19 protein-coding genes are annotated in these 25797 nt (G+C 71.9%); 10 read left to right on the top strand and 9 right to left on the bottom strand.

Features of this window, described 5'->3' with window-relative positions; genetic code table 11:
• Positions 1-225 precede the first annotated feature (225 nt).
• Both AB0F62_RS37055 and glgB read left to right on the top strand, forming a co-directional pair.
• Positions 226-1680, top strand: coding sequence for a maltokinase (locus AB0F62_RS37055; RefSeq protein WP_361809894.1), 1455 nt, complete (start codon positions 226-228; stop codon positions 1678-1680).
• A gap of 37 nt (positions 1681-1717) precedes the next feature.
• Positions 1718-4324: a 1,4-alpha-glucan branching enzyme gene (glgB, locus tag AB0F62_RS37050; RefSeq protein WP_361809892.1), complete on the top strand. Its 2607-nt coding sequence runs from the start codon at positions 1718-1720 to the stop codon at positions 4322-4324.
• A 219-nt stretch (positions 4325-4543) separates the two neighbouring features.
• Here glgB and AB0F62_RS37045 read toward each other — a convergent pair whose 3' ends face one another.
• Positions 4544-5920, bottom strand: coding sequence for a cation:dicarboxylase symporter family transporter (locus tag AB0F62_RS37045; RefSeq protein ID WP_361809902.1), 1377 nt, complete (start codon positions 5918-5920; stop codon positions 4544-4546).
• 141 nt (positions 5921-6061) lie between these two features.
• Here AB0F62_RS37045 and AB0F62_RS37040 point away from each other — a divergent pair, with 141 nt between their 5' ends.
• Together AB0F62_RS37040 and AB0F62_RS37035 are read left to right on the top strand one after the other, a co-directional pair.
• Positions 6062-7696 (top strand): sensor histidine kinase, encoded by a 1635-nt coding sequence (locus AB0F62_RS37040; RefSeq protein ID WP_361809890.1) that lies wholly within the window; start codon positions 6062-6064, stop codon positions 7694-7696.
• Entirely contained in the window at positions 7693-8376 is a 684-nt protein-coding gene (locus AB0F62_RS37035; RefSeq protein ID WP_361809888.1) for a response regulator, read from the top strand. Before AB0F62_RS37040 ends, AB0F62_RS37035 begins: the two co-directional genes overlap by 4 nt.
• A 29-nt stretch (positions 8377-8405) precedes the next feature.
• On the opposite strand, the gene AB0F62_RS37030 is transcribed toward AB0F62_RS37035, so the two are convergent.
• Positions 8406-9431 carry an ATP-dependent 6-phosphofructokinase gene (locus AB0F62_RS37030; protein WP_361809886.1) on the bottom strand — a complete coding sequence of 342 codons (1026 nt, stop codon included), beginning with the start codon at positions 9429-9431 and terminating at the stop codon, positions 8406-8408.
• A 158-nt stretch (positions 9432-9589) separates the two neighbouring features.
• Here AB0F62_RS37030 and pta point away from each other — a divergent pair, with 158 nt between their 5' ends.
• The 3 genes from pta (at position 9590) to pyk (ending at position 14377) form a co-directional block, all read left to right on the top strand.
• Positions 9590-11668, top strand: coding sequence for a phosphate acetyltransferase (gene pta, locus AB0F62_RS37025; RefSeq protein WP_361809884.1), 2079 nt, complete (start codon positions 9590-9592; stop codon positions 11666-11668).
• Positions 11669-11691: 23 nt separating this feature from the next.
• Positions 11692-12843, top strand: coding sequence for an acetate kinase (locus AB0F62_RS37020; RefSeq protein ID WP_361809882.1), 1152 nt, complete (start codon positions 11692-11694; stop codon positions 12841-12843).
• A gap of 109 nt (positions 12844-12952) precedes the next feature.
• Entirely contained in the window at positions 12953-14377 is a 1425-nt protein-coding gene (gene pyk, locus AB0F62_RS37015) for a pyruvate kinase (RefSeq protein WP_361809880.1), read from the top strand.
• Positions 14378-14526: 149 nt separating this feature from the next.
• Here pyk and AB0F62_RS37010 read toward each other — a convergent pair whose 3' ends face one another.
• The 4 genes from AB0F62_RS37010 to AB0F62_RS36995 all read right to left on the bottom strand — a co-directional run bounded on the left by AB0F62_RS37010 (position 14527) and on the right by AB0F62_RS36995 (position 18686).
• The gene (locus tag AB0F62_RS37010; RefSeq protein ID WP_361809878.1) at positions 14527-15789 is read right to left on the bottom strand and encodes a hydrogenase expression protein HypF; all 1263 of its coding nucleotides are present in this window, start codon (positions 15787-15789) and stop codon (positions 14527-14529) included.
• The gene (locus AB0F62_RS37005) at positions 15779-16393 is read right to left on the bottom strand and encodes a DUF6114 domain-containing protein (protein WP_361809876.1); all 615 of its coding nucleotides are present in this window, start codon (positions 16391-16393) and stop codon (positions 15779-15781) included. The genes AB0F62_RS37010 and AB0F62_RS37005 overlap by 11 nt, the downstream gene beginning before the upstream one ends.
• 92 nt (positions 16394-16485) lie before the next feature.
• The gene (locus AB0F62_RS37000; protein WP_361809874.1) at positions 16486-17109 is read right to left on the bottom strand and encodes a DUF6230 family protein; all 624 of its coding nucleotides are present in this window, start codon (positions 17107-17109) and stop codon (positions 16486-16488) included.
• A gap of 620 nt (positions 17110-17729) precedes the next feature.
• Entirely contained in the window at positions 17730-18686 is a 957-nt protein-coding gene (locus tag AB0F62_RS36995) for a tetratricopeptide repeat protein (RefSeq protein WP_361809872.1), read from the bottom strand.
• 190 nt (positions 18687-18876) lie between these two features.
• Here AB0F62_RS36995 and AB0F62_RS36990 point away from each other — a divergent pair, with 190 nt between their 5' ends.
• Both AB0F62_RS36990 and AB0F62_RS36985 read left to right on the top strand, forming a co-directional pair.
• Positions 18877-19500, top strand: coding sequence for a TetR/AcrR family transcriptional regulator (locus AB0F62_RS36990; RefSeq protein WP_361809870.1), 624 nt, complete (start codon positions 18877-18879; stop codon positions 19498-19500).
• Between the two features lie 196 nt (positions 19501-19696).
• On the top strand, positions 19697-20830 hold the full coding sequence (locus tag AB0F62_RS36985; RefSeq protein ID WP_361809868.1) for a DUF3103 family protein: 1134 nt from the start codon (positions 19697-19699) through the stop codon (positions 20828-20830).
• A gap of 84 nt (positions 20831-20914) precedes the next feature.
• On the opposite strand, the gene AB0F62_RS36980 is transcribed toward AB0F62_RS36985, so the two are convergent.
• From AB0F62_RS36980 to AB0F62_RS36970, 3 genes are all read right to left on the bottom strand, one after another.
• The gene (locus tag AB0F62_RS36980; RefSeq protein ID WP_361809866.1) at positions 20915-22615 is read right to left on the bottom strand and encodes a methylmalonyl-CoA mutase family protein; all 1701 of its coding nucleotides are present in this window, start codon (positions 22613-22615) and stop codon (positions 20915-20917) included.
• A gap of 152 nt (positions 22616-22767) precedes the next feature.
• A complete protein-coding gene (locus tag AB0F62_RS36975) occupies positions 22768-23097 on the bottom strand; it encodes a DUF3817 domain-containing protein (RefSeq protein WP_361809864.1) in 330 nt (109 codons plus the stop codon).
• Positions 23098-23157: 60 nt separating this feature from the next.
• On the bottom strand, positions 23158-23664 hold the full coding sequence (locus AB0F62_RS36970) for a MarR family transcriptional regulator (RefSeq protein WP_361809862.1): 507 nt from the start codon (positions 23662-23664) through the stop codon (positions 23158-23160).
• A 417-nt stretch (positions 23665-24081) separates the two neighbouring features.
• Between AB0F62_RS36970 and AB0F62_RS36965 the strand changes: the two genes are divergently transcribed.
• Entirely contained in the window at positions 24082-25707 is a 1626-nt protein-coding gene (locus AB0F62_RS36965) for a M4 family metallopeptidase (RefSeq protein ID WP_361809860.1), read from the top strand.
• Positions 25708-25797 lie beyond the last annotated feature (90 nt).

Raw genomic sequence — 25797 nt, 5'->3', positions numbered from 1 at the left:
CGGCCCGGCACGGTTTCGTGCCGGGCCGCCGGGGCAGGCTCCCCCTGCCGAATCCAGCGTCATATCGGATGCTGTACGGGCCCTTGTCCCTGGTACGCCAAGTACGCCAATTGCTCCACCGGCTCGGATGATATTCGTCCGACACGTCCCACTCGTCGGACCATCGCCGCAGCACGCCCCTTCACTTAGGGAACCAGCAGGCCCGGCACCCGAGGAAAGGACGTCATGTCGGACACCTCGTGGCTTCGCACCTCCGCAGTCCGGACGGGGGCCACCGTGCCCCCCGCGCCGGGACTGCTCTCCGCGCTCGTCCCGATGCTGCGGGAGTGGCTGCCCCGGCAGCGGTGGTTCGCCGGGAAGGGACGGCCGATCGGCGGCTTCGGGCTCGTCTCGGCCACCGAACTGCTCCCCGCGGACGGGCGGCTGGGCACCCCCGGTCTGCTCCATCTGCTGCTCGACGTCCACCACGACGCGCACGAGCGGGTACCCGGCACCGGGCACGGCCGGCCTGCCGACACCTACCAGTTGCTGCTCGGCACCAGGGCGCTGCTGCCGCCGGCACTCGCGCCGGCGCTGATCGGGCACGCGGTCGGCGGGCCCCTGGACGGCCTCACCATCTACGAGGCGCTGCACGACCCGCGCCTGACGGCCCTGCTGCTGGAGCGGCTGCGCGCCCCGGGCCGCACCGGACACCTGCGCTTCGGGTCCGAGTCCGGCGCGGCGATCCCGGCGGGGCTGGCGCCGCGGCTGTCCACCGCGGAGCAGTCCAACAGCTCGGTCATCTACGGCGACGCGTTCATCCTCAAGCTGTTCCGGCGGGTGGCCCCGGGGCCCAATCCCGACCTGGAGCTCTCGCTCGCCCTGGCGCGCGCCGGATCGCGGCGCGTCGCGGCGCCCGCGGCGTGGTTCGAGGCGTTGGGCCTGTACGACGAGCCCGCGACGCTGGGCGTGCTGCAGCGCTTCCTGCCCGGTTCGGCCGGGGCCTGGGAACTGGCCCTGAGCGCGGTCGAGGAGGACACGGACTTCTCCGGCGAGGCGCACGCGCTGGGGCGCGCCACCGCCGAGGTGCATCTGGCGCTGGCGCGCGCCCTGCCGACGAGCACCCTGCGCCGCCCGCAGATCGAACTGCTCGCCTCCGCGATGGCCGGCCGGCTGGACGCGGCCGCGGCGGCGGTGCCCGCCCTGCGGCCGTACCGCACGGCGCTGCGGACCGCCTTCGACGACCTCGCCGCGCTCGGCGGCGGCACCGTGCTGGCCGCGCAGCGCATCCACGGCGACCTCCACCTCGGTCAGGCCCTGCGGACCGGCCCCGAGGGGTGGGTGCTGATCGACTTCGAGGGCGAGCCGGCCCGGCCGCTGGCCGAACGCCGCCGTCCCGCGCCCCCGGTTCAGGACGTCGCCGGGATGCTGCGTTCCTTCGACTACGCCGCCCGGCACCACGACCCGTCCGCCCCCGGGGCGCCCGAGTGGGCGGAGACCCAGCGCACCGCCTTCTGCGCGGGCTACGCGGAGGCCGCCGGGACCGATCCGCGGGACGAGCCCGTCGTCATACGCGCCTACGAGACCGACAAGGCCGTCTACGAAGTGCTCTACGAGGCCAGGCACCGACCCGCCTGGCTCCCCATCCCCATGGCCGCAGTGCGGCGCCTCGCGCAGCCGCTGCGCGGCGGCACCCCCTGACCGGGCGCCCCCACGCCCATCCGAGGAGGACCTGATCGTGACCGATCGCCAGCCGTTCCCCGACGCCACCCCCGGCACGGGCGGGAACGGGCGGGCCCGCGCCGCACGTCCCGCACGCGGCACCGGGTCGGAGGACTCGGCGCCCCCGACCCCCGCAGCCCCGCCGACCCCGCCGGCCTCGGCCACCCGGCCGCAGAAGGCCGCCGGCGCGAAGCCCGCGCGTGGCGGGAAGGCCGCGAAGCCCGCGGCGAAGAGCGCACGCCCGGCCGCCGGGGGCCGCCCGCGGCCGGACGCGCCCGGCGCTTCCGAGGCCGTCGCGCGGGGCTACGACCCCGCCGGGTCCGAACGGCCGCCCGCCTCGGGCACCGTCCCGCGCACGGCACCCCCCGCGGCGGTCGGCCACCAGGCGCCGCCGCCCGCACCGGAGATCGCACCGGCCCCCGTGGCGGGCGATGTGCCCCCGGCCCCGCGGCTCGACCCCGAGGAGCGCCGCCGGCTGCTGGACGGCGCCCACCACGACCCGCACGGGGTGCTCGGCGTCCACCCCGTGGCGGACGGCCTCGCCTTCCGCACGTTGCGGCCGTACGCGCGCCGCGTGGCGGTCGTCACCGGCGACGGGACGCGGACGGTGCTGCACGACGAGGGCGACGGGCTGTTCAGCGGGGTGCTGCCGCTCACGGCGGTCCCGGAGTACCGGCTCGCCGTCACCTATGACGGGGACGAGCGCGAGGTGCACGACCCGTACCGCTTCCTGCCGGCGCTCGGCGAGTTCGACCTGCACCTGATCCGCGAGGGGCGGCACGAACAGCTGTGGAAGGCGCTGGGCGCCGAGCCGATGGACCACGAGGGCGTCACCGGCACCCGGTTCACCGTATGGGCGCCGAACGCGCGCGGGGTGCGCGTGGTGGGCGACTTCACCTACTGGGACGGCACCGCCTTCCCGATGCGCTCCCTGGGCTCGTCCGGCGTGTGGGAGCTGTTCCTGCCCGAGGTCGGCGAGGGGCAGCGCTACAAGTTCGAGATCTGCGGCCCGGACGGGGTGCGGCGGCTCAAGGCCGACCCGATGGCGCGGCGCACGGAGGAGCCGCCGGCCACCGCGTCCGTCGTCGCCGCGTCCCGCCACGAGTGGCAGGACGCCGACTGGATGGCCTCGCGCGGCTCGGTGCCCGTGCACGAGGCCCCCTTCTCGGTCTACGAGGTGCACCTCGCCTCGTGGCGCCCGGGCCTGTCGTACCGCGAACTGGCCGAGCAGCTGCCGGCGTACGTGCGCGACCTGGGCTTCACCCACGTGGAGCTGATGCCGGTCGCCGAGCACCCCTTCGGCGGCTCGTGGGGCTACCAGGTCACCTCGTACTACGCCCCGACCGCCCGGATGGGCACTCCGGACGACTTCAAGCACCTGGTGGACGCGCTGCACCGGGCGGGCATCGGGGTCATCATGGACTGGGTCCCGGCGCACTTCCCCAAGGACGACTGGGCGCTGGCGCTCTTCGACGGCACCAACCTCTACGAGCATCCCTGGCGCGGGGACCACCCCGACTGGGGAACCCTGGAGTTCGACTTCGGCCGTACCGAGGTCCGCAACTTCCTGGTGGCCAACGCGGTCTACTGGTGCGAGGAGTTCCACATCGACGGGCTGCGGGTGGACGCCGTGGCCTCGATGCTCTACCTGGACTACTCGCGCGAGGACGGCCAGTGGGCGCCGAACGCGTACGGCGGGCGCGAGGACCTGGACGCCGTGGCCTTCCTGCAGGAGATGAACGCGACGGTCTACCGGCGCTGCCCCGGTGTCGTGACCATCGCCGAGGAGTCCACCGCCTGGGACGGTGTCACGCGCCCCACCCACCACGTCGGCCCGGCCGGCTTCGGCGGGCTCGGCTTCGGCCTGAAGTGGAACATGGGCTGGATGCACGACTCGCTGGAGTACATCAAGCACGAGCCGGTGCACCGCAAGTACCACCACAACGAAATGACGTTCTCGATGGTGTACGCCTACAGCGAGAACTACGTCCTGCCGATCTCGCACGACGAGGTCGTCCACGGCAAGGGCGCGCTGGTGGCCAAGATGCCCGGCGACTGGTGGCAGCAGCGGGCGAACCACCGCGCCTACCTCGGCTTCATGTGGGCCCACCCCGGAAAGCAACTGCTCTTCATGGGACAGGAGTTCGCCCAGGGCGCCGAGTGGTCCCACGACCACGGGCCGGACTGGTGGCTGCTCGACGAGACCTACTCCGCGGCGGGCGACCACCGCGGCGTACGGGACCTCGTGCGCGACCTGAACACCCTGTACCGGGCCACGCCGCCGCTGTGGCAGCGCGACACCACCCCGGACGGCTTCTCCTGGCTCGACGGCGGCGCCGCCGAGGACAACGTCTTCTCCTTCGTACGCCTGGACGCCGCCGGGAACCCGCTGGTCGCGGTCAGCAACTTCTCGCCGGTCGTCCGCCACGGCTACCGGATCGGCGTGCCGGACGGGGTGGAGGCACTGCGGGAGGTGCTCAACACCGACGCCGCCCGGTACGGCGGCGGAGACATCACCAGCCCCGAGCCGCTGAAGTCCGAGCCGGTCGGCTGGAACGGCCGGCGCCAGAGCGTACAGCTCACCCTGCCGCCGCTGGCCACGGTCTGGCTGCGGCCGGCCTGATCCGCGTCACGGGACGCCGAGTGCGGCCCGCCCGCGCCACCCCAGGCGCGGGCGGGGCCGCCTGCGCCACGCTCACGGGCGCGCCGCGACGCGCCCGGCGTACCCCCGAGATTCCCCGACCCGCCCTGCGCCGACCGGGGGAACGGACCCCCGGACGGCACGGTCCCGCCGGGCGGAGGGGGGATCCGCCCGGCGGGACGACTGGGGTGCGACGGCGGGTCAGGCCGTCGTCACCGGCTCCTTGCCGGTCCCGGCGGGGGCGGGCTCGGGGGCCGGGGCCGTGCCGTGGCCGTCGTCGACGAGCGTGGTCTCGTCGAAGGGCAGCTCACCCGCGAACACCCGCCGGGCCTGCTCGCGGTCGAACTCCTTGGTCCACGTGCCGATCAGCACCGTGGCGACCGCATTGCCCGCGAAGTTGGTGACGGCGCGCGCCTCGCTCATGAAGCGGTCGATGCCGACGATGAGGCCGACGCCGTCGACCAGGGCCGGCTTGTGCGACTGGAGCGCGCCTGCGAGGGTCGCCAGGCCCGCGCCGGTGACGCCGGCGGCGCCCTTGGAGGCGACCATCATGAACAGCAGCAGGGTGATCTGCTGGCCGAGGGAGAGCGGCTGGCCCATCGAGTCGGCGATGAACAGCGAGGCCATGGTCAGGTAGATCATGGTGCCGTCGAGGTTGAAGGAGTAGCCGGTCGGCACGGTGATGCCGACGACCGGGCGGCTGACGCCGAGGTGCTCCATCTTGGCGATCAGGCGGGGCAGCGCCGACTCCGAGGACGAGGTGGAGACGATCAGCAGGAACTCCCGGCCCAGGTACTTCAGCAGCTGGAAGAGGTTGACCCCGGCGAAGAAGCGGAGCATCAGGCCGAGCACGACCACGACGAAGATCAGGCAGGTGACGTAGAAGCCGAGCATGATCGTGGCGAGCGCCTTGAGGGCGTCCACGCCCGCCGAGCCGACCACGGCCGCGATCGCGCCGAAGGCGCCGACCGGGGCCACCCACATGATCATGGACAGCACGCGGAAGACCAGCTTCTGGATGTGGCCGACGCCGCGCAGGATCGGCTCGCCCGCCGACCCCAGGGCCTGCAGGCCGAAGCCGACCAGCAGCGCGACCAGGAGGGTCTGCAGCACCTGTCCCTCGGTGAAGGCCGACACCAGGGTGACGGGGATGATGCCCAGCAGGAAGTCCGGCAGGTTCTCGGCCGGGGCGTCCTTGGCCTGGGCCTGACCCGCGTCCTTGAGCGCGTCGGTCAGCTGGAGCCCGTCACCGGGCTGGAGGATGTTGCCGACCACCAGGCCGATGGCGAGCGCGACGAACGACATCACCAGGAAGTAGCCGAGCGCGAGGCCGCCGACCTTGCCGACCTTCGCGGCCTGCCGGACGGAACCGACGCCGAGCACGATCGTGCAGAAGATGACCGGCGAGATCATCATCTTGATCAGGTTGACGAACCCGGTGCCGATGGGCTTCAACTCCACGGCCGCGTCGGGCGCGACGAGGCCCATCACGGCGCCGGCGACCGCGGCGACGATCACCGCGATGTACAGGTAATGGGTGCGGTCCCTGCGCCCCTGGGTACGGCTCTGTACCGGCACTGACACCTTTGTCTCCTCGGTCCATCCGGGCCCGTCCCGGGCGCCCGCGATCGGATAGGTCCCGGTGACTATGCGCCCGCGCCGTGAGCCAGGTCACGTTTGCGTTCATTGAGTTCGCGGGACCTGTGCACACTGGTGGGCATGCCGCTCCCGACCCGCCTCCACCGCCACCGGCCGCGTCGCCGTGCGCGCAGCCTGGCGGGCCAGTTGTTCGCGATGCAGGTGGTCATCGTGGCCTTGGTGGTCGCGGGCATCGCGGTGCTCGTCTACGTCAACGCCGCCGAGCGCGCCGAGGACGCCGCGAAGGACCGGGTCACGGCGGCCGCGCGGGCGGTGGCCGACGCTCCCTCGGTCGCGGCGGCGATCCGCGGCGAGAACCCCAGCGCGTCGCTCCAGCCCTACGCGGAGCAGGTCCGCCTGGACACCGGCGTGTCCTTCATCACCATCATGAATCCGGCCGGCATCCGCTGGACGCACCCCGACACCGACGAGATAGGCCACCCCTTCCTGGGGAACATAGGGCCCGCCCAGCATGGTGGCACCTTCACCGAGACCTACACCGGCACGCTGGGCGCGTCCGTGCGCGTCGTCACCCCCATCCGGGACGGCTCGCGGATCGTGGGCCTGGTCAGCGTCGGCATCACCGTCGAGGCCATCACCGACCAGGTGCGGGGCCAGCTGACCGTGTTGATCGGGATCGCCGCGGCGGCCCTGGCGGTCGGCGGCCTCGGCACCTATCTCGCCAACGCCCGGCTGCGCCGCCACACGCACGGCATGGCCGCGGACGAGCTGAGCCGCATGTACGACTACCACCAGGCGACGCTGCACGCGGTGCGCGAGGGGCTGATCCTGCTGGACGCCGACCGCAGGGTCGCCCTGTGCAACGACGCCGCCCGCGAACTGCTGGGCCTGCCCGGGGACGTGGTGGGCTCCTATGTCGCCGACCTGGGGCTGCCCGCCTCGCTGACCGGGGCGCTGCTGGCGGCCGAGCCGCGAGTGGACGAGGTGCACCTGACCGCGGAGCGCGTCGTGGTGGTCAACACCTCGCCGGTGCGCGGCGGGGAGCGCCGGGGCACCGTGGTGACCCTGCGGGACCACACCGACCTGCAGTCGCTCACCGGTGAGCTGGACTCGGTGCGCGGCTTCGCCGAGGCGCTGCGCTCGCAGGCGCACGAGGCCTCCAACCGGCTGCACGCGGTCGTCTCGCTCATCGAACTGGGCCGCACCCAGGAGGCGGTGGAGTTCGCCACCGCCGAGCTGGAGCTGGCCCAGGCGCTCACCGACCGCGTCGTGGCGGCGGTGGCGGAGCCGGTGCTGGCCGCGCTGCTGCTGGGCAAGGCGGCCGAGGCGAACGAGCGCGGCGTGGAACTGACGGTCACCGAGGACAGCCGCATCGACGACGGGGTGCTGCCCGCCTCGCTCACCTCCCGGGACCTCGTCACCATCCTGGGCAACCTGATCGACAACGCCCTGGACGCCGCCATCGAGGGCGCCGCGCAGACGACCGCGCGCCCGCACGTCGAGGTCACCGCCCGCGCCGACGACGGCGAGCTGCTGCTGCGGGTCACCGACAGCGGGCGCGGGGTGGACCCGGCCGTGGTGCGCGAGGTCTTCCGGCGCGGCTGGACGACCAAGAGCCACGGGCACGGCCTCGGGCTCGCGCTCGTCGAGCAGACCGCCCGGCGCACGGGCGGCACCGTGGACCTGGAGCGGGCGGTGGGCGGCGGCGCCTCCTTCACCGTACGGTTGCCGCTGCGCGGGGAGGTGCGGACATGATCAAGGTGCTGGTCGTCGAGGACGACCCGGTGGCGGCCGACGCCCACCGGCTGTACGTCGAGCGGCTGCCGGGGTTCACGGTGGCCGCGGTGGCCCACTCCGGGGGCGCGGCGCTGCGCGCGCTCGAACGGCACAGGGTGGACCTGATCCTGCTGGACCTCAACCTGCCGGACGGGCACGGGCTGCAGGTGGTGCGCACGCTGCGGGCCGCCGGCCACACAGCCGACGTGGTGGCCGTGACCTCGGCCCGTGATCTGGGCGTGGTGCGGCAGGCCGTCTCCGTCGGGGTGGTGCAGTACCTGCTGAAGCCCTTCACCTTCCCCACCCTGCGGGACCGGCTGGAGCGCTGGGCCCGCTACCGCGACGAGCTCGCCGGCGGCGAGGCGTCCGGCCAGGACGAGGTGGACCGCGCCCTGGCGGCCCTGCGCAGCCCCGAGGGGTCCGTGCTCCCCAAGGGCCTCAGCGGCCCCACCCTGGAGTCGGTCACCACCGCGCTGCGCGAGGCGGCGGAGGGGCTGTCGGCGAACGCGGCGGCCCAGGCCGTCGGCGTCTCCCGGATCACGGCCCGCCGCTACCTGGAGCACCTGGTGGAGACCGGCCGTGCGGTGCGCGCCCCGCAGTACGGCCAGGTGGGCCGCCCCGAGCTCACCTACCGCTGGGCCCCGCAGCGCCGTACGTGAACCGCCGGCCGGACACGGGGGACAGCGCGTCAGAAGACCGACTCCGCCTCCTGCATGCGGTCCTCCGGCACCCGCTTGAGCACCATCACCGCGTCGGCCAGCGGCACCAGTTCCACGGCGGTGCCGCGCAGGGCGGTCATGCAGCCGAAGGCGCCCTTGTGGGCGGCCTCGACGGCGTGCCAGCCGAAGCGGGTGGCGAGCACGCGGTCGTAGGCGGTGGGAACGCCGCCGCGCTGGACGTGGCCGAGGATGACGGGGCGGGCCTCCTTGCCCATGCGCTGTTCGAGCTCGCCCGCGAGCCGCGTGCCGATGCCGGCGAAGCGCTCATGGCCGTAGGCGTCGATCTCGCCGTGGGCGTACGGCATGGTGCCCTCGGCGGGGTGGGCTCCCTCGGCGACGCAGATGACGGCGAACTTCTTGCCGCGGGCGAAGCGCTCCTCGACCATCGCGACGACGTCGGCGGGGTCGAAGGGCCGTTCCGGCAGGCAGATGCCGTGGGCGCCGCCGGCCATGCCGGACTCCAGGGCGATCCACCCGGCGTGCCGGCCCATGACCTCGACGACCATGACGCGCTGGTGGGACTCGGCGGTGGTCTTGAGGCGGTCGATGGCCTCGGTGGCGACGGTGACGGCGGTGTCGAAGCCGAAAGTGCGGTCGGTGGCGGAGATGTCGTTGTCGATGGTCTTGGGGACCCCGACCACCGGCATGCCGGCCTCGGCGAGCAGCCGTGCGGCGGTGAGCGTGCCCTCGCCGCCGATGGGGATCAGGACGTCGAGGGCGTAGCCCGCGCAGAGGGTGCGCCAGTTGTCCGCGGCCTCGTGGAGACGGGCCCGTTCCAGCCGGGAGGAGCCCAGGATGGTGCCGCCCCGGGCGAGGATGCCGCTGACGGAGTTGAGGTCGAGAGGACGGTAGCGGCCCTCCAGCAGGCCCTTGAAGCCGTCCTCAAAGCCGATGACCTCGTCACCGTGGTACGTGAGCGCGCGATGTGTCACCGACCGGATCACGGCGTTGAGGCCGGGGCAGTCGCCGCCGGCGGTGAGGACTCCGATGCGCATGGCGCTCCACGCTCCCTCCGGTCGCGTGTACGGTCGCCTTTTCGCATCGTAGGTCCGCACCGCACCCGCCGCGCGTCATACGCACACCGAACGGTAATGTCAAGAGGTATCCGCCACCCATCTGGGTGGATCGCGGCGGGCAGGAACGGAGAGAGCGCGTGACGCGCAGCGTGTACGTAACCGGGATCGGCAGGGGCGACGGGCGGCAGGTCGTCGAGCTGGGCGTGATGGAGCTGCTGACCCGGCAGGTGGACCGCGTCGGGGTGTTCCGGCCGCTGGTCCACGACACGCCCGACCGGATGTTCGAGTTGCTGCGCAGCCGCTACCGGCTGACCCAGGACCCGGCGACCGCCTACGGCCTCGGCTACGAGGAGGCGGCCGCGCTCCAGGCCGAGCAGGGCCGCGACGCGCTCATCGCCCGCCTGGTGGACCGCTACCACCTGGTGGCCAGGGACTACCCCACCGTCCTCGTCCTCGGCTCGGACTTCCACGAGACCAACCTCCCCGGCGAGCTGGGCATCAACGCCCGGCTCGCGAACGAATTCGGCGCCTCGGTGATCCCGGTGGTCGGCGGCCGCGAGCAGACCGCGGACTCGGTCGTGGACGAGGTCCGCAACGCGCACCTGTCCTACACCGGCCTGGGCTGCGACATCGTCGCCATGATCGCCAACCGGGTGCCGCGCGAGGCGCTGGAGGAGGCCGCGACGCGGCTGCGCCGCAGGCTGCCGGTGCCCGCGTACGTGCTGCCGGACGAGCCCGCGCTGTCGGCCCCCACGGTCGCCCAGGTCGTCGAGGCGCTCCACGCCGAGGTGCTGCTCGGCGACCACGGCGGGCTGTCCCGGGACGTGATGAACTTCGTCTTCGGCGGCGCGATGCTGCCGAGGTTCATCCGCGCCCTGACCCCCGGCTGCATGGTGATCACCCCCGGCGACCGGGCGGACCTGATCATCGGCTCGCTGGCGGCGCACTCCGCCGGCTCGCCGCCCATCGCCGGCATCCTCCTCACCCTGGACGAGGTGCCCGGCCCCGAGATCATGGCGCTGGCCGCCCGGCTGGCGCCGGGCACCCCGGTCATGTCGGTGCCGACCGGCAGCTTCCCGACCGCCGCCGAGCTGTTCGCCCTGGAGGCCCGGCTGGGAGCGGCCACCCCGCGCAAGGCGGAGACCGCGCTCGGGCTCTTCGAGAAGCACGTGGACGGCACCGAGCTGACCGAGCGGCTCTCGGTGGTCCGCGGCGAACGCGTCACCCCGATGATGTTCGAGCACGAGCTGATCGAGCGGGCCCGCACCGGGCGCCGCCGGGTGGTCCTCCCCGAGGGGACCGAGGAGCGCATCCTGCACGCGGCCGAGGTCCTGCTGCGCCGGGACGTCTGCGACATCGTCCTGCTCGGTGACGAGGACGCCATCCGCAAGCGGGCCGGCGAGCTCGGCATCAACGTCGACGTCCCCGGCTGCACTCTGACGGATCCTCAGACCTCGCCGCTACGCGAGAACTTCGCCGAGTTGTACGCCAGACTCCGCGCCCACCGGGGCGTCAGCTACGAGCTGGCGTACGACGTCGTGGCCGACGTCTCCTACTTCGGGACGCTGATGGTGGAGCAGGGTCTGGCCGACGGCATGGTCTCCGGCGCCGTCCACTCCACGGCGGCGACCATCCGTCCCGCCTTCGAGGTGATCAAGACCGCGCCGGGCGCCTCCATCGTCAGCTCCGTGTTCTTCATGTGCCTGGCCGACCGGGTGCTGGTGTACGGAGACTGCGCCGTCAACCCGGACCCGGACGCCGAGCAGCTCGCCGACATCGCGATCCAGTCCGCCGAGACGGCCGCCCAGTTCGGGGTCGAGCCGCGGGTGGCGATGCTGTCGTACTCCACCGGAACCTCCGGCTCGGGCGCCGACGTCGACAAGGTGCGCCGGGCCACCGAGCTGGTCCGGCAGCGGCGCCCCGACCTGCTGGTGGAGGGCCCCATCCAGTACGACGCCGCGGTCGACGCGAAGGTCGCGGCCACCAAGCTGCCGGACTCGAAGGTCGCCGGGAACGCCACCGTGCTGATCTTCCCGGACCTCAACACCGGCAACAACACCTACAAGGCCGTGCAGCGTTCGGCCGGCGCGGTGGCGGTCGGCCCGGTGCTGCAGGGCCTGCGCAAGCCCGTCAACGACCTGTCGCGCGGCGCGCTGGTCCAGGACATCGTCAACACCGTCGCCATCACGGCCATCCAGGCCCAGGGCGACCGGTGACCGGCCACCACAGGGAAGGCACCGTGACCGCTACCCGCGTTCTCGTCCTCAACTCCGGCTCCTCGTCGCTGAAGTACCAGCTGCTCGACATGGCCGACGGCAGCAGGCCCGCCGCCGGGATCGTCGAGCGGATCGGCGAGCCGGGCGGGGTCGCGGACCACGCCGAGGCGCTGAAGATCGTCGCGGACGAACTGGCCGGCCGCGGCCTCGGCCTGGACTCCCCCGAACTGGCCGCGGTGGGCCACCGGGTCGTGCACGGCGGCACGCGCTTCACCGAGCCGACGCTGATCGACGACGAGGTGCTCGCCGCGGTCGAGGAGCTGGTGCCGCTCGCCCCGCTCCACAACCCGGCGAACGTCACCGGCATCCGGGTCGCCCGCGACCTGCGACCGGACCTGCCGCAGGTGGCGGTCTTCGACACCGCCTTCCACGCCACCATCCCCGAGCACGCCTACCGCTACGCGATCGACCGGGAGACCGCCGACGCCCACCAGGTGCGCCGCTACGGCTTCCACGGCACCTCGCACGCCTATGTCTCCCGTGCGGCCGCCCGGCTGCTCGGGAGGGACCCCGCCGAGGTCAACGTCATCGTCCTGCACCTGGGCAACGGCGCCTCCGCCTCCGCCGTGCGCGGCGGGGAGTGCGTGGAGACCTCCATGGGCCTCACCCCGCTGGAGGGCCTGGTGATGGGAACCCGTTCGGGCGACCTGGACCCCGCCGTGGTCTTCCACCTCGCCCGCGTCGGCGGGATGCCGGTGGCCGAGATCGACGACCTGCTCAACAAGCGCTCGGGCCTGCTGGGCCTGTGCGGTGACAACGACATGCGGGAGATCGCCCGCCGGATGGCCGAGGGCGACGCCGACGCGCAGCTCGCCTTCGACGTCTACGTCCACCGGCTGCGCAAGTACGTGGGCGCCTACACCGCCGTACTGGGACGCGTCGACGCGATCGCCTTCACGGCGGGCGTCGGCGAGAACTCGGCGGCGGTCCGCGCCGCCGCGATGCGCGGCCTGGAGGGCCTGGGCATCGAGCTGGACGCGGTGCGCAACGCGGTGCGCGGCAGCGCCGCGCGCGTGGTGTCGGCCGAGGGCAGCCGGGTGGCGGTGGCGGTCGTCCCCACCGACGAGGAACTGGAGATCGCACAACAGACGTACTCGCTGGTGACAGGCCGGTGACTCGTTGAGGCCACCCGAAGGCTCTAATCTATGGCCGCCGTCCGCACCGTCCATGTCTCCCCCGCACGGGAAAATTCCGGAGCGGAACAAACCCGATAGGATCGTCCTCATGCGCCGAGCGAAAATCGTCTGCACCCTGGGTCCCGCCGTCGACTCCTACGACCAGCTGAAGACGCTGGCCGAGGCCGGAATGAACGTGGCCCGCTTCAACTTCAGCCACGGCAGCCACGCCGAGCACGAGGAGCGCTACCAGCGGGTGCGCAAGGTCTCCGTCGAGACCGGACGTGCCATCGGCGTGCTGGCCGACCTCCAGGGGCCCAAGATCCGCCTGGAGACCTTCGCGGACGGGCCCGTGGAGCTGGTCGCCGGTGACGAGTTCGTCATCACCACCGAGGACGTGCCCGGCGACAAGACCATCTGCGGCACCACCTACAAGGGCCTGCCCGCCGACGTCCGCGCCGGCGACCCCGTCCTGATCAACGACGGCAACGTCGCCCTGCGCGTGATCGAGGTCGAGGGCCCGCGGGTCCGCTGCCTGGTCGTCGAGGGCGGCGTGATCTCCGACCACAAGGGCATCAACCTGCCCGGCGCCGCGGTGAACGTCCCCGCCCTGTCCGAGAAGGACATCGAGGACCTGCGCTTCGCACTGCGCATGGGCGTCGACATGGTGGCGCTCTCCTTCGTCCGCGACGCCAAGGACGTCCGCGACGTCCACCGCGTCATGGACGAGGTCGGCCGCCGCGTGCCGGTCATCGCCAAGGTCGAGAAGCCGCAGGCGGTCGACAACATGGAGGACGTCGTCGCGGCCTTCGACGGCGTCATGGTGGCCCGTGGCGACCTGGCGGTGGAGTATCCGCTGGAGAAGGTCCCCATGGTGCAGAAGCGGCTGATCGAGCTGTGCCGCCGCAACGCCAAGCCGGTGATCGTCGCGACCCAGATGATGGAGTCGATGATCACCAACTCCCGTCCGACCCGCGCCGAGGCCTCCGACGTCGCCAACGCGATCCTGGACGGAACGGACGCGGTCATGCTGTCGGCCGAGTCCAGCGTCGGCAAGTACCCGATCGAGACCGTGAAGACCATGTCGCGGATCATCGAGGCGGCCGAGGTCGAGCTGCTCAAGCAGGGCCTGTGGCCGCTCAACGGCCGCAAGCCGCGCACCCAGGGCGGCGCCGTCGCCCGCGCCGCCGCCGAGCTCGCGGACTACCTGGACGCCAAGACCCTGGTCGCCTTCACCAAGTCCGGCGACACCGCCCGCCGGCTGGCCCGCTACCGCGTGCCGCAGCCGGTCGTGGCCTACACGACCGACGAGTCGACCCGCAACATGCTGGCGCTCACCTGGGGCGTGCAGACCACGGTCGTGCCGCACGTGAACACCACCGACGAGATGGTGGAGATCGTCAACCAGGAGATGCTGAAGCTCAGCGACTACGCCGAGGGCGACACCGTGATCATCACGGCCGGCTCGCCTCCCGGTATCCCCGGCAGCACCAACCTGGTGCGCGTCCACCACCTCGGTCACCGCGCGGTCTGACGGCCCGGAGCCGCCCGCCGACGGGAAACGGAGACGGCGGAGGGCGCCTCCCCCTTGCGGGGACGGCGCCCTCCGCCGTTTTGTGCGGCTCCCGGAGAGGTCCTGCGGGGCTGTGGGGCCGATCAGTCCGTTCGGCCCGATCGGCCCGTTCAGTCCGCGGTGTTGTACACGTGCATGCCGGGGATCTTCAGGGTGCCGCCGAACTGGCCCGCCTGCTTGACCGTGACATTGGTGAAGAAGGCGGCCGGCACGTTGATCGGCGGCGGGGTGTTCGGGGTGAACTCGATCGGGATGAGCCCGAAGAGGTTGCCCTTCAGCGACTCGGTGTACATCGTCACCGTGCCGTTGCGGATCGTGGAGGTGCTGCCCTTGCGGGCGTCCACGTGACCGACGGTGCCGTTGGGACCGACGACCTCCTGCTGCAGGTCCTTGATGTCCACGCCGGTGGCCGTGAACTTCAGCACCTTCTTGACCTTGCCGCTCCAGGTCTTGACCTCGACGATGCCCTTGTAGTCGAGCCCGGTCAGGGTCAGCAGGCTGCTGTGCAGGACCCAGGGGTCGTCCGGCAGCAGTGACTGCGTCTCCTGGTAGGCGGCGTCCGCCAGGGCCTGCGCGTCGTGGGTCGGGCACGGGAACGGGGTCTTGCCGTCCGCCGACACGGCCGGGGAACTCTGGGACGGGCTCGGGGAGTCCGCCGCCTCCGCGGTGGTCTTCGCGAGCTTCTCGACGGCCTCGGACACGGACTTCTTCAGCGTGCCGGTGGTGTCCTCGACCGTCTTCCCTGCGGTGCCCTTGGTCGCGCTCGGCCTCGGGGCGGCCGACGTGGCGCCCGGGGCGGGCGTCGCGGTCGCCGGCTCCTCGGTCTTCTTGTCCAGGCCCAGCAGGCTGCCCAGGGCGTCGCCGACACCCAGCGGGTCCAGCGGGTTGCTCTGCCCGGTCGCCGACGGCGAGGCCGTCGGGGCGGGCGCCGTCGTCCCCGTGCCACCGGAGGTGGAACCCGACGAACCGCCGTCGCCCTCGTCGCCCTTGCCGCCCTGGTCGCCGGAACCGGAGCCCGGGGAGGCGCTCTGCGAGGAGCTCGCGGACGGGCTCGGGGTCGCCGTCTTGGTACCGCCGCTCGACGGGGTGGCGCTCGGCGTCGCGGACTCCGACGGCTCGTCGGGCTGCTCGACGCACTTCGTCCCCGAGAACGGGTTCCTCGGCAGTTCGTCGGCAGAGGCCAGCCGCGGGGTCAGTCCCATGCCCATCAGGACCGCCGTCGGCATCGCGGCCAGGGCTATCGCCTTGCCCGCGGGCATCTGCAGCTTGGTCAGCAGCGACTTCCTCGGTGCCGCGTGCCGCGGCCCCGTTCTCTCACGGGTGCCGCTGACCGCGGCGGTCCCGGAAGCCGGCTGAGCCTCATCACCCCGCACTGTGCCTCCCGTTCGCGTCTACGGTCTGCCCGGCGCCGTCCACCGGGTGCTGCGGGGCGGTCTCGGCCTGGTCGGCGGCCGGCTCGGCCGGGTACTCGCCGTAGGCCGCCGCGTAGGGGGAACCGGGCGGCGGCACATAGCCGGCGTCGCCGTCGTCGCCCTTGCCGCTGTCCGGCAGTTCCGCAGGGTCCGCCCCGCCGTCGGCGGGCGGTACGCCCGGGGCCCACGAGACGGCGAGGGCGCCGCCTATGAGGCCCATCAGGAAGCCCATCAGGAAGCCGCCGAAGTTGGAGACCACCAGTGACACCAGCGACAGCAGGATCGAGGCGACGCCCGAGAAGACCCGCACCGCCGACTGGAACCACATCGTCAGGCCGAGCACGACCAGCAGCACGCCGATGATCAGCGAGCCGGAACCGGCCGTGGTGGCCATGGTCAGGCTCAGCGCGCCGAGCGAGAGATGGGCGTACGGGAAGTACGCGATGGGCAGTCCGGCCAGCAAAGTCAGCAGGCCTGCCCAGAACGGCCGCTGTCCGCGCCATACGCGGAAGCGGAACCGCCAATAGCCGAACCGGCCCCTCAGTCCGTGTGTCTCGGCGCTCATGGAAAACAGCTCCCTGGGACTGGCGTTTCAAGAAAGAGTCGGGGGTGAGGAAGGTGAGGGGCATCCCGTGCCCCCCACCCCCTCTGGTCAGGCTAGAAGCACTCGAGCTTCTTGCCGGAGCCCATCTTGACCGACATGCTCAGCCCGCTGAGCTTGAAGGTGCCCGCGCTGGTCGCCCACGCGGTCTGGGTCACACCGGTGAGGTGCGCCTTCCGGGCCTCCTGGGCGAAGGAACCGGGGTCGGTCTTGTCGCCGGCCTTGATTCCGGGGCCCTGCTGGGTGTCGCCGGCGGCGACACCGATGTTGATGTCGGTGAACTCCGCATCGGCGTCGAGCTGGTCGAGGTCGATGTAGAGGTTCTTCGCCTCGACCTTCTTGCCGCCGTTGCCGGCGCCCAGCTTCAGGGTGACGTCGCCGATCGGCGTCGGCACGACCACGGACTGGCACAGACCGGTGATCGTGGCCGAGTCGAACGCGGACACCGCGACCGGGATCGGCTTGCCGCCGTGCTGGATGTCAAGGGCTCCGTACTGGACGAAGCCCTCACCCTGCAGGTCCTCGGCGGCGACCTTGAACTGCTGACCCGACACGCTGAACGATGCGGCGAGCGCGCCCTGACCCAGGGCCACGCCTATCGCCGCGGTGGCGGCGACACTCGGGACCATGACAACGGCGAACCGCTTCCATCTGGTACCGCCGCGGATGAGCGACTCCATGACTTTCCTCCTTCTCGGACGTACATCTCCGGCCGGAATCGTGGGGATTGCGGCGGGATGGGAGAAGTGCTACGTCCTCGGGAAGGAGAGCGCCGTATCGACGGCCGTCACGCGGGTAAGAGCGGACGACGCTGTCCGAAAAATCGGCGATCACCCCCGAGCGACAACCACACGGCCACGCTCTCGCGCAACCTGCTGGACAGGCCCTGCCCAACGGCAGAGACCCCCCTGTCCTCGGGCCGCGTCCACTGCTGGCACAGCTTCGGCGCCCCGGCCCGGTGGGGACCCGCTCGGCGATCGGACGGCTGGATGCCGACGTCTCGGCGACGGACCGGGCTTGGCCGATCGTGGTCCATTCGGCGCCGCTGCACAAGGGGCGTCGTTACCAGCGGGTAACGGCGAGATAACCCGAGGGATCTGGTCTAGACCAGAATCGCTACGGAGCGTAGTTGCGATGAGGGTGTGAAATTCGCCCATCGAGTGATAGATCCGGACAGAGTCGCGTCACTCTCTTACCGGAAGTAACAGCGGCCGCGCTTCATCAAGATTTGGTAAAGCGCGGCCGGTCCTGCTCGCGGCTCGAAATGGCTTTCGAGGCACGGCCACCTTACGTGATCAGCTCAGAACAGCACTCGCGCCAGTGCCGCGCGCGCGGCCGTCACCCGGGGGTCGTCCGCCCCGATCACCTCGAACAGCTCCAGCAGCCGCAGCCGCGCGGCATCGCGGTCCTCGCCCACGGTGCGCCGTACGGCATCCACCAGCCGGCCGAAGGCGTCCTCGACATGGCCGCCGACCAGGTCCAAATCGGCCACCGCGATCTGCGCCGCCACGTCCGACGGGTTGTCGGCCGCCTTCTTGCGGATGGCCTGCGCGTCGGCGCCCTGCACCCGCTCCAGCAACTCGGCCTGGGCCAGCCCCAGCTTCGCCTCGGTGTTGCCCGGGTCGTCCGACAGCACGTTCCGGTACGCCTGGATCGCGCCACCGAGGTCGCCCTGGTCCAGGGCGTCGTGCGCGGCGGACAGGGCGAGCTCCAGCGGGGAGGGCGGCCGCTCCTCGGCGACCGGCTCCTCGGCTCCGCCCTCGACCGGCACGCCGACGATGCCGAAGCGCTGCTCGGCCACGGCGACCAACTGGTCCAGCACCTCGCGGATCTGATCCTCGGGCGCGGCTCCCTGGAAGAGCGGCATGGCCTGGCCGGCCAGCACCGCGAACACCGCGGGAATGCCCTGCACGCCGAACTGCTGCACCAGCAGCTGGTTCGCGTACACGTCGATCTTCGCTACGACGACCCGGCCCGCGTACGTCGCGGCGAGCCGCTCCAGCGTCTCCTGCAGCTGCACACTCGCGTCCGCGCGGTCGGTCCAGAAGTGGACCACGACCGGGACCTCGGTGGAACGCTGCAGGACATCGCTCTCGAAGGTGGCCTCGGTGACCTCGGTCACCAGGGCGGGGGCGGGCACTCCCCCTTGGCGGGCGGCTTCCGCGCGGGCCTGCTCGGCCTTCGCCTTGGCCTCTCCGGCCGCCTTCACCGCGGCGAGGTCGACCACGCCGCTCATGGACATGTTCCGTGGCTGCATGAGACCAATCCTCCCCCCTCGTCGCGGTTCCCGGGGAATCGCCCCCCGAAAGCGCCACACGGGCGCGACACGATGACGCAGAACTCGGCGCGAGGTCCCCGCTCGCGCGTGGTGGCTGCCACTCTTTCGATACGACCCGTAGCGTAACTGCATGGTCGCGCGATACGCAACGGGGATAGGGTTCCCAGCCATGTGCGCGCGTGAAACAGGCAGGCGGACCGGACGCCCCCGCAGTGCGGAGGCCGACCGGGCGATCCTGGACGCCGCGCGGCAGGCCCTGGTCGAGCTGGGCTGGGGCAGGCTCACCATGGGCGACGTCGCGGCCCGTGCCGGGGTCGCCAAGACGACCCTGTACCGGCGCTGGGCGCACAAGAACGAACTCGTCGTGGACGCGGTCGCCGCGCTCTTCGACGAGCTGGAGCTGCCCGACCGCGGCAGCCTGCGGGCCGACGTGGAGGGCGTGGTCCTGCAGTTCGCGGCCCTGCTGGAGCAGCCCGCCACCAAGACCGCGCTCATGGCGGTCGTCGCCGAGGCCACCCACGACGAGGCGCTGCGGCAGCGGATCCGGGAGGCGATCGTCGACCGGCAGAAGCGGCTGGTCATCGAGGGCCGCCGGCGGGCACAGGAGCGCGGCGAGATCCCGGCGGACGAGGGCGACCCGGCGCCGCAGATCGATCTGATCTTCGACGTGATCGCGGGCGCCGTCGTACACCGCGCGCTCGTCAGCTGCGAACCGGTGGACGCCGATTGGGCGGCCCGCTTCACGACCGTGCTGCTCGGCGGCCTCACGGCGACGTCAACGATCGTGCCGTAGCCGGGAGTTCGGCTGCCCTTTGCTCGACGGAGACGTAACACCTCTTGCCCGCATGGCATGTCATCGTCATGCTTACCGGCGGGTCATCTACTCGCATAGACAACCCGGCGGCCAGGTATGGCCGTTGTTCGGCGTTCCATCGTTCCAGCCTGTCAGCGCGTCCATTGATCGCTCGCCCCCAGGAGGATCGATCCACGTGAGACACCCTCACTCCGGTCTGCGCGGCGCCGTCGCCACCGTCGCCGCCTCGCTGATCGCCCTGACGGTCGCTCAGAGCGCCACCGCGCTCCCCGCGACCGCCGCCCCGCGCGCCCACGCCCCGTCGTCCGCCGTCACCGTGGCGGAGGACCAGGCTGCGCGCGCCATCGCCGGCTCCCTCTCCGACGCCTCATGGCGCGCCCGCGTCCGCCACGCGGCACTGGCCTCGGACGAGGTGGCCGTCACCGAACTGGCGGGCCCGGGGCTGCGGCCCGCGCTCGCCGACGCCGACCGGCGGATCGCCGCCGCCAAGGGCCTCGGCCCCGACGTCGGTTCCCTGCTGCGGCTGCGCCTCGGCGACGACTCCATGCGCGGGGCGCTGGCCTCCGGCGTCACCCCCTGGGTGGCCGCGGCCAGCTCCGACGAGGACGTCCGCACCGTCACCGCCTACGACAGCCGGGGCCGGGCCCATCGCCTGGACGCCCGCAAGGCGCCCTCGCACCCCGTGTACGTCGTCGACATCGACGGCTCCAAGGCCCTGGCCGCCGGCCTCGACGTGCTCCAGGGGGAATTGGGCCGGCAGGGCCTGACCTCGTCCGCGAAGCGCTCCCAGGCGTCCTCCGGGCCGACGGCGGCCGCGGGGGGCTTCTGGACCACGCGCATCACCCAGGTCCGGCTCTCCGACGACGAGGAGCCCTGGGTCAAGGGCGACGCCGAGATCTACACGCTGGTCACCGGATTCGGCCTGGACGGCACCGTGCGCGTCGACCCCGTCGACATGCCGTACCTGGACAACGACGGCACCACGTACAGCCCGAACCAGATCCTGGTCAACTGGTCGCTGTACAAGTACAACCTCGCCGACGCCGTGATGATGGAGGACGACGGCAGCACCAACTACCGCGACCTGGCCAAGGCCATCGCGGGAATCCTGCTGACCATCGCCGACCAGGGCACCTACATCCCGCTGGTGAACGCGGTCCTGGACGCCATCCCGGACGACTGGTGGACCGACGACCCGGACTACGTCGACTCCTGGTACACGCTGGCGCAGAGCGACAACGGCACCCGCTACGGCGCCCGCGGCAACGGCTGGATGACCCTGCAGCCGTACTTCGTGCAGGAGTTCTGACCCGCTGAGGCGGGAGGCACCCCCGGCACACGGCGGGGCCCGGTGGGAACAGCGCCCTGTTCCCACCGGGCCCCGCGTCCGTCGTCAGAAGCGCGCGGGCTCCGTGTAGCTGCCCCACTCGTCGCGCAGGACGCCGCAGATCTCGCCCAGGGTGGCCTCGGCGCGGACCGCGTCGAGCATCGGCTCGATCATGTTGGTGCCCTCGCGGGCGGCGGTCAGCATCGCGTCCAGCGCCTTGCGGACGGCCGCGTCGTCCCGCTCGCCCTTGCGGTCGGCGAGTACGCGGACCTGCTCGCGCTCGACCTCGTGGCTGACCCGCAGGATCTCCAGGTCACCCGTGACGGAGCCGGTGTGGCAGTTGACGCCGACGACCCTCTTGTCGCCCTTCTCCAGGGCCCGCTGGTACGCGAAGGCGGCCTCGGCGATCTGACCGGTGAAGTAGCCGTCCTCGATGCCGCGCAGGATGCCCGAGGTGATCGGGCCGACCGCGTGCCGGCCGTCCGGCACGGCGCGGGCGCCCAGTTCCTTGATCTTGTCGAAGATCTTCTCCGCGTCCGCCTCGATGCGGTCGGTCAGCGCCTCGACGTACCAGGAGCCGCCCAGCGGGTCGGCGACATTGGCGACGCCGGTCTCCTCCATCAGCACCTGCTGGGTGCGCAGCGCGATCTCCGCCGCCTGGGCGCTGGGCAGCGCGAGCGTCTCGTCCAGGGCGTTGGTGTGCAGCGAGTTGGTGCCGCCGAGGACCGCGGCCAGGGCCTCCACCGCCGTGCGGACGACGTTGTTGTACGGCTGCTGGGCGGTGAGGGAGACGCCCGCCGTCTGGGTGTGGAAGCGCAGCCACTGCGCCTTGTCGGTCTTCGCACCGTAGACGTCGCGCATCCAGCGGGCCCAGATCCGGCGAGCGGCGCGGAACTTGGCGATCTCCTCGAAGAAGTCCAGGTGCGCGTCGAAGAAGAAGGACAGGCCCGGGGCGAAGGTGTCGACGTCCAGACCGCGCGACAGGCCCAGCTCGACGTAGCCGAAGCCGTCGGCGAGGGTGTAGGCGAGCTCCTGCGCGGCCGTGGAGCCGGCCTCGCGGATGTGGTAGCCGGAGACCGAAAGCGGCTTGTACGCGGGGATGCGGGCCGCGCAGTGCTCCATGAGGTCGCCGATCAGGCGCAGGTGCGGCTCGGGGGCGAAGAGCCACTCCTTCTGCGCGATGTACTCCTTGAAGATGTCGGTCTGCAGTGTGCCGTTGAGCACACCGGGGTCGACGCCCTGGCGCTCGGCGGCCACCAGGTACATGCAGAAGACCGGCACCGCGGGACCGGAGATCGTCATGGAGGTGGTGACGTCGCCGAGCGGGATGCCCTTGAAGAGGACCTCCATGTCGGCGGCGGAGTCGATGGCGACGCCGCAGTGGCCGACCTCGCCCAGCGAACGGGGGTCGTCGGAGTCGCGGCCCATGAGGGTGGGCATGTCGAAGGCGACGGACAGACCGCCGCCGCCCGCCTCGAGGATCATCTTGTAGCGCTCGTTCGTCTGCTCGGCGTTGCCGAAGCCGGCGAACTGGCGGATCGTCCACGTGCGGCCCCGGTAGCCGGTGGGGTGCAGGCCTCGCGTGAAGGGGTACTCGCCGGGCCAGCCGATCCGCTCGAAGCCGGGCACCTCGGCGCCGGCGGGCGGCCCGTACACCGGCTCCACCGGGTCCCCGGAGAGAGTGGTGAAGTCGGCCTCGCGCTTGCGCGCGGCGTCGTAGCGCGCCTGCCAGCGGCTGCGCCCCTCTTCGATGGCTGCAGCGTCCATGCCGTGTCTCCGCCTCTCTCGCCTGCCGGGCCGGTCCCCGTACCACGAGGATGACCCCTACAAGGCGAAAATACTAGGACGTCCTAGTACCTGTCGACGGCGGATCCCCCCGTTCGCCGAACGAGGAGAGGAAGTCGCTGGTCAGGCCGGTCTCAGACCTTGACGGGTTCACCCGCGGGGGCCACCAGCGGGGCGACCTCGCGGACCACCTTGCGCTCGACGAAGAACGCGGCGGTGGGGATGGTCCCGGACAGCAGCACCCAGGCCAGCTTGCCGAACGACCACTTCGCCTTGGAGCCGAGGTCGAAGGCGAAGACCAGGTAGATGATGTACAGCACACCGTGGACCTGGGAGACGGCGAGCGTCACCCCCTCACCGGTGTCGAAGCCGTACTTGAAGACCATGCAGGTGCAGAGCACCAGCAACATGACGGCGGTGATGTAGGCCATCACGCGGTACCGGGTCAGGACGCTGCTTTTCATGGCGACGAGCGTAACCGGTGCGATTCCGGCGCCGTCCCCCGGCCCGGCCCCGGGGACGCGCTACTCCTCGAAGTCCCCGGCGGCTATGCGCAGCGGCCGCAGCAGGTCGAAGATCTCCGCGCACGTCTCGTCGTCGTAGGCCCCGAGCCCGAACTTCATCCCCATGAGTTCCTCGGTGGCGGCCTCGCACACCTCACGGCCCTTGGCGGTGATCGAGGCGAGGGTGCCCCGCCCGTCGTTGGGGTTCGGCCGCTTGGCGACGAACCCGGCGGCGACCAGCCGGTCGACGGTGTTGGTGACGGAGGTGGGGTGCACCATGAGACGTTCGCCGATCTTGGACATGGTCAGCTCGCCCTCCTTGCTGAAGGCGAGCAGCACCAGGGCCTCGTAGCGGGCGAAGGTCAGTCCGTAGGGCTTGACGACGGAGTCGACCTGGGACAGCAGGATCTGCTGAGCGCGCATGATCGACGTGATCGCGACCATCGACGGCACGCGGCCCCAGCGCCGCGTCCAGATCTCGTCGGCGCGGGCGATGGGGTCGAAGGGCAGGCTCAGCGGCTTGGGCACAGGCCCGAGCCTACCCGTCGGTCACATGGTGGGCAGCCGTGTCTCGCGGGGCGGGACGCCCCTGCTCACCGGGGCCCCGGTGGCCGTGATCATACGCGGGGTCTCCGTCACACGTATTACCGCGGTGTTTCAGCCATCCGGACCCCGGATCCTGACCGGAAACGCGCCCTCCCCGGGGAGGGTTTCCCCTACGAGTGGGACCGGTTCGCCACCCTTTGGGGCGGGACGCGGCCGCGGGCGTCCGGCCCGCCGTCGCGCGAACCGGCCAAACGGTGAAATGCACCTGTCATTAACCCGCCGTTCGGTGCGAGGCTCCTTGCCGCGCGGAACACCGCGCGTCCCCCACACCGCTCCGGGCGCCCACTCGCCCGGGGTCCTCGCCCGCCGCCCCCACGCGACGGGACCCAAGGAGTCACATTGCGCAAGAAGCTGGCATTCGGCACTCTCGCCGCCGCCTCGGCGCTCCTCGCCGGCGGCCTCCAGTCCTTCTCCGCGACCGCCCAGAGCGCCCCCACCGCTCCGGCCCTCGCCACCGCCCACGCCAAGGCCCTCACCGACGCCCGCGGCCAGGCCGCCGGACTGGCCGGAAGCCTCGGCCTCGGCGACCGCGAGCAGCTGACCGTCAGGGACGTCGTCGTCGACCCGGACGGCACCCGCCATCTGCGCTACGACCGCACGTACGCGGGCCTGGAAGTGCTCGGCGGCGACCTGGTGGTGCACCAGAGCGGCAGCGGTGCCACGAAGTCCGTGTCGCGCGCGGTCTCCGCGAGAATCGCCCCCGCCACGCTCACCCCCGCCGTCTCGGCCGCCTCGGCCCGGGAGAAGGCCACCGTCACCGTCAAGGGCCTGCTGAGGACGCCGCTCGTCAAGGGCGAGGAGCCGCTGAAGGCGGTCGGCAAGGCCGCGGCGCCGGAGAAGGTCGTCTGGGCCGTCAGCGGCACACCGCGCCTCGCCTACCGCACCGTGGTCCACGGCACGCAGGCCGACGGCACCCCGAGCGCGCTCAACGTCATCACCGACGCCGCCACCGGCGCCGTGATCCAGTCCTACGAGGGCATCCGGACCGGCAGCGGCACCGGCGTCCACGTGGGCTCGGTCCCGCTGACCACGACGAAGTCCGGCAGCACCTACACGCTCAAGGACGCGAGCCGCGGCGGGATCTACACCACCGACCTGAACAACCGCACCAGCGGCACCGGGACCACCTTCACCGACACCGACGACGTCTGGGGCAACGGCTCCGCCTCCAACCGCCAGTCGGCCGGCGTGGACGCCCAGTTCGGCTCCGCGGCGACGTGGGACTACTACAAGAACACCTTCGGCCGCTCCGGCATCCGAGGCGACGGCAAGGGCTCCCTGTCGCGCGCCCACTACGGCAGCAACTACGTCAACGCCTTCTGGGACGACAGCTGCTTCTGCATGACCTACGGCGACGGCTCGGGCAACACCCACCCGCTGACCGCGCTCGACGTCGCCGGCCACGAGATATCCCACGGCGTCACCAGCGCCACCGCGAACCTCACCTACTCCGGCGAGTCCGGCGGCCTCAACGAGGCCACCTCCGACATCTTCGGCACCATGGTCGAGTTCTACGCCAACCTCGCCTCCGACACCCCGGACTACCTCATCGGCGAGAAGATCGACATCAACGGCGACGGCAGCCCGCTGCGCTACATGGACAAGCCGTCCAAGGACGGCGCCTCCGCCGACTACTGGTCGTCCTCGGTGAAGAACCTCGACGTCCACTACTCGTCGGGCGTGGCCAACCACTTCTTCTACCTGCTCTCCGAGGGCAGCGGCGCCAAGACCATCAACGGCGTGAACTACAACAGCCCGACGAAGAACGGCTCAACCGTCACCGGCATCGGCCGCACCAAGGCCGCCGCCGTCTGGTACCGCGCCCTTACGGTGTACTTCACCTCGTCCACCAACTACGCCAAGGCCCGCACCGCCACCCTGAACGCGGCCAAGGACCTCTACGGCAGCGGCTCCACCGAGTACAACGCGGTCGCCGCCGCCTGGACCGGGGTCAACGTCAGCTGACCCGGACCCGGTAGACCCGACCGACACCCCGATCACTCGTGGTGCCGCGGACCCCCCCCAACAGGCCCCGCCCCACCAGCACCAACACGG

Source organism: Streptomyces sp. NPDC026673, from assembly GCF_040638135.1.
In the GTDB taxonomy this organism is placed as follows: domain Bacteria; phylum Actinomycetota; class Actinomycetes; order Streptomycetales; family Streptomycetaceae; genus Actinacidiphila.
The sequence above is the reverse complement of the archived record's forward strand: the minus strand, read 5'-3'. Positions and strand labels throughout refer to the sequence as shown.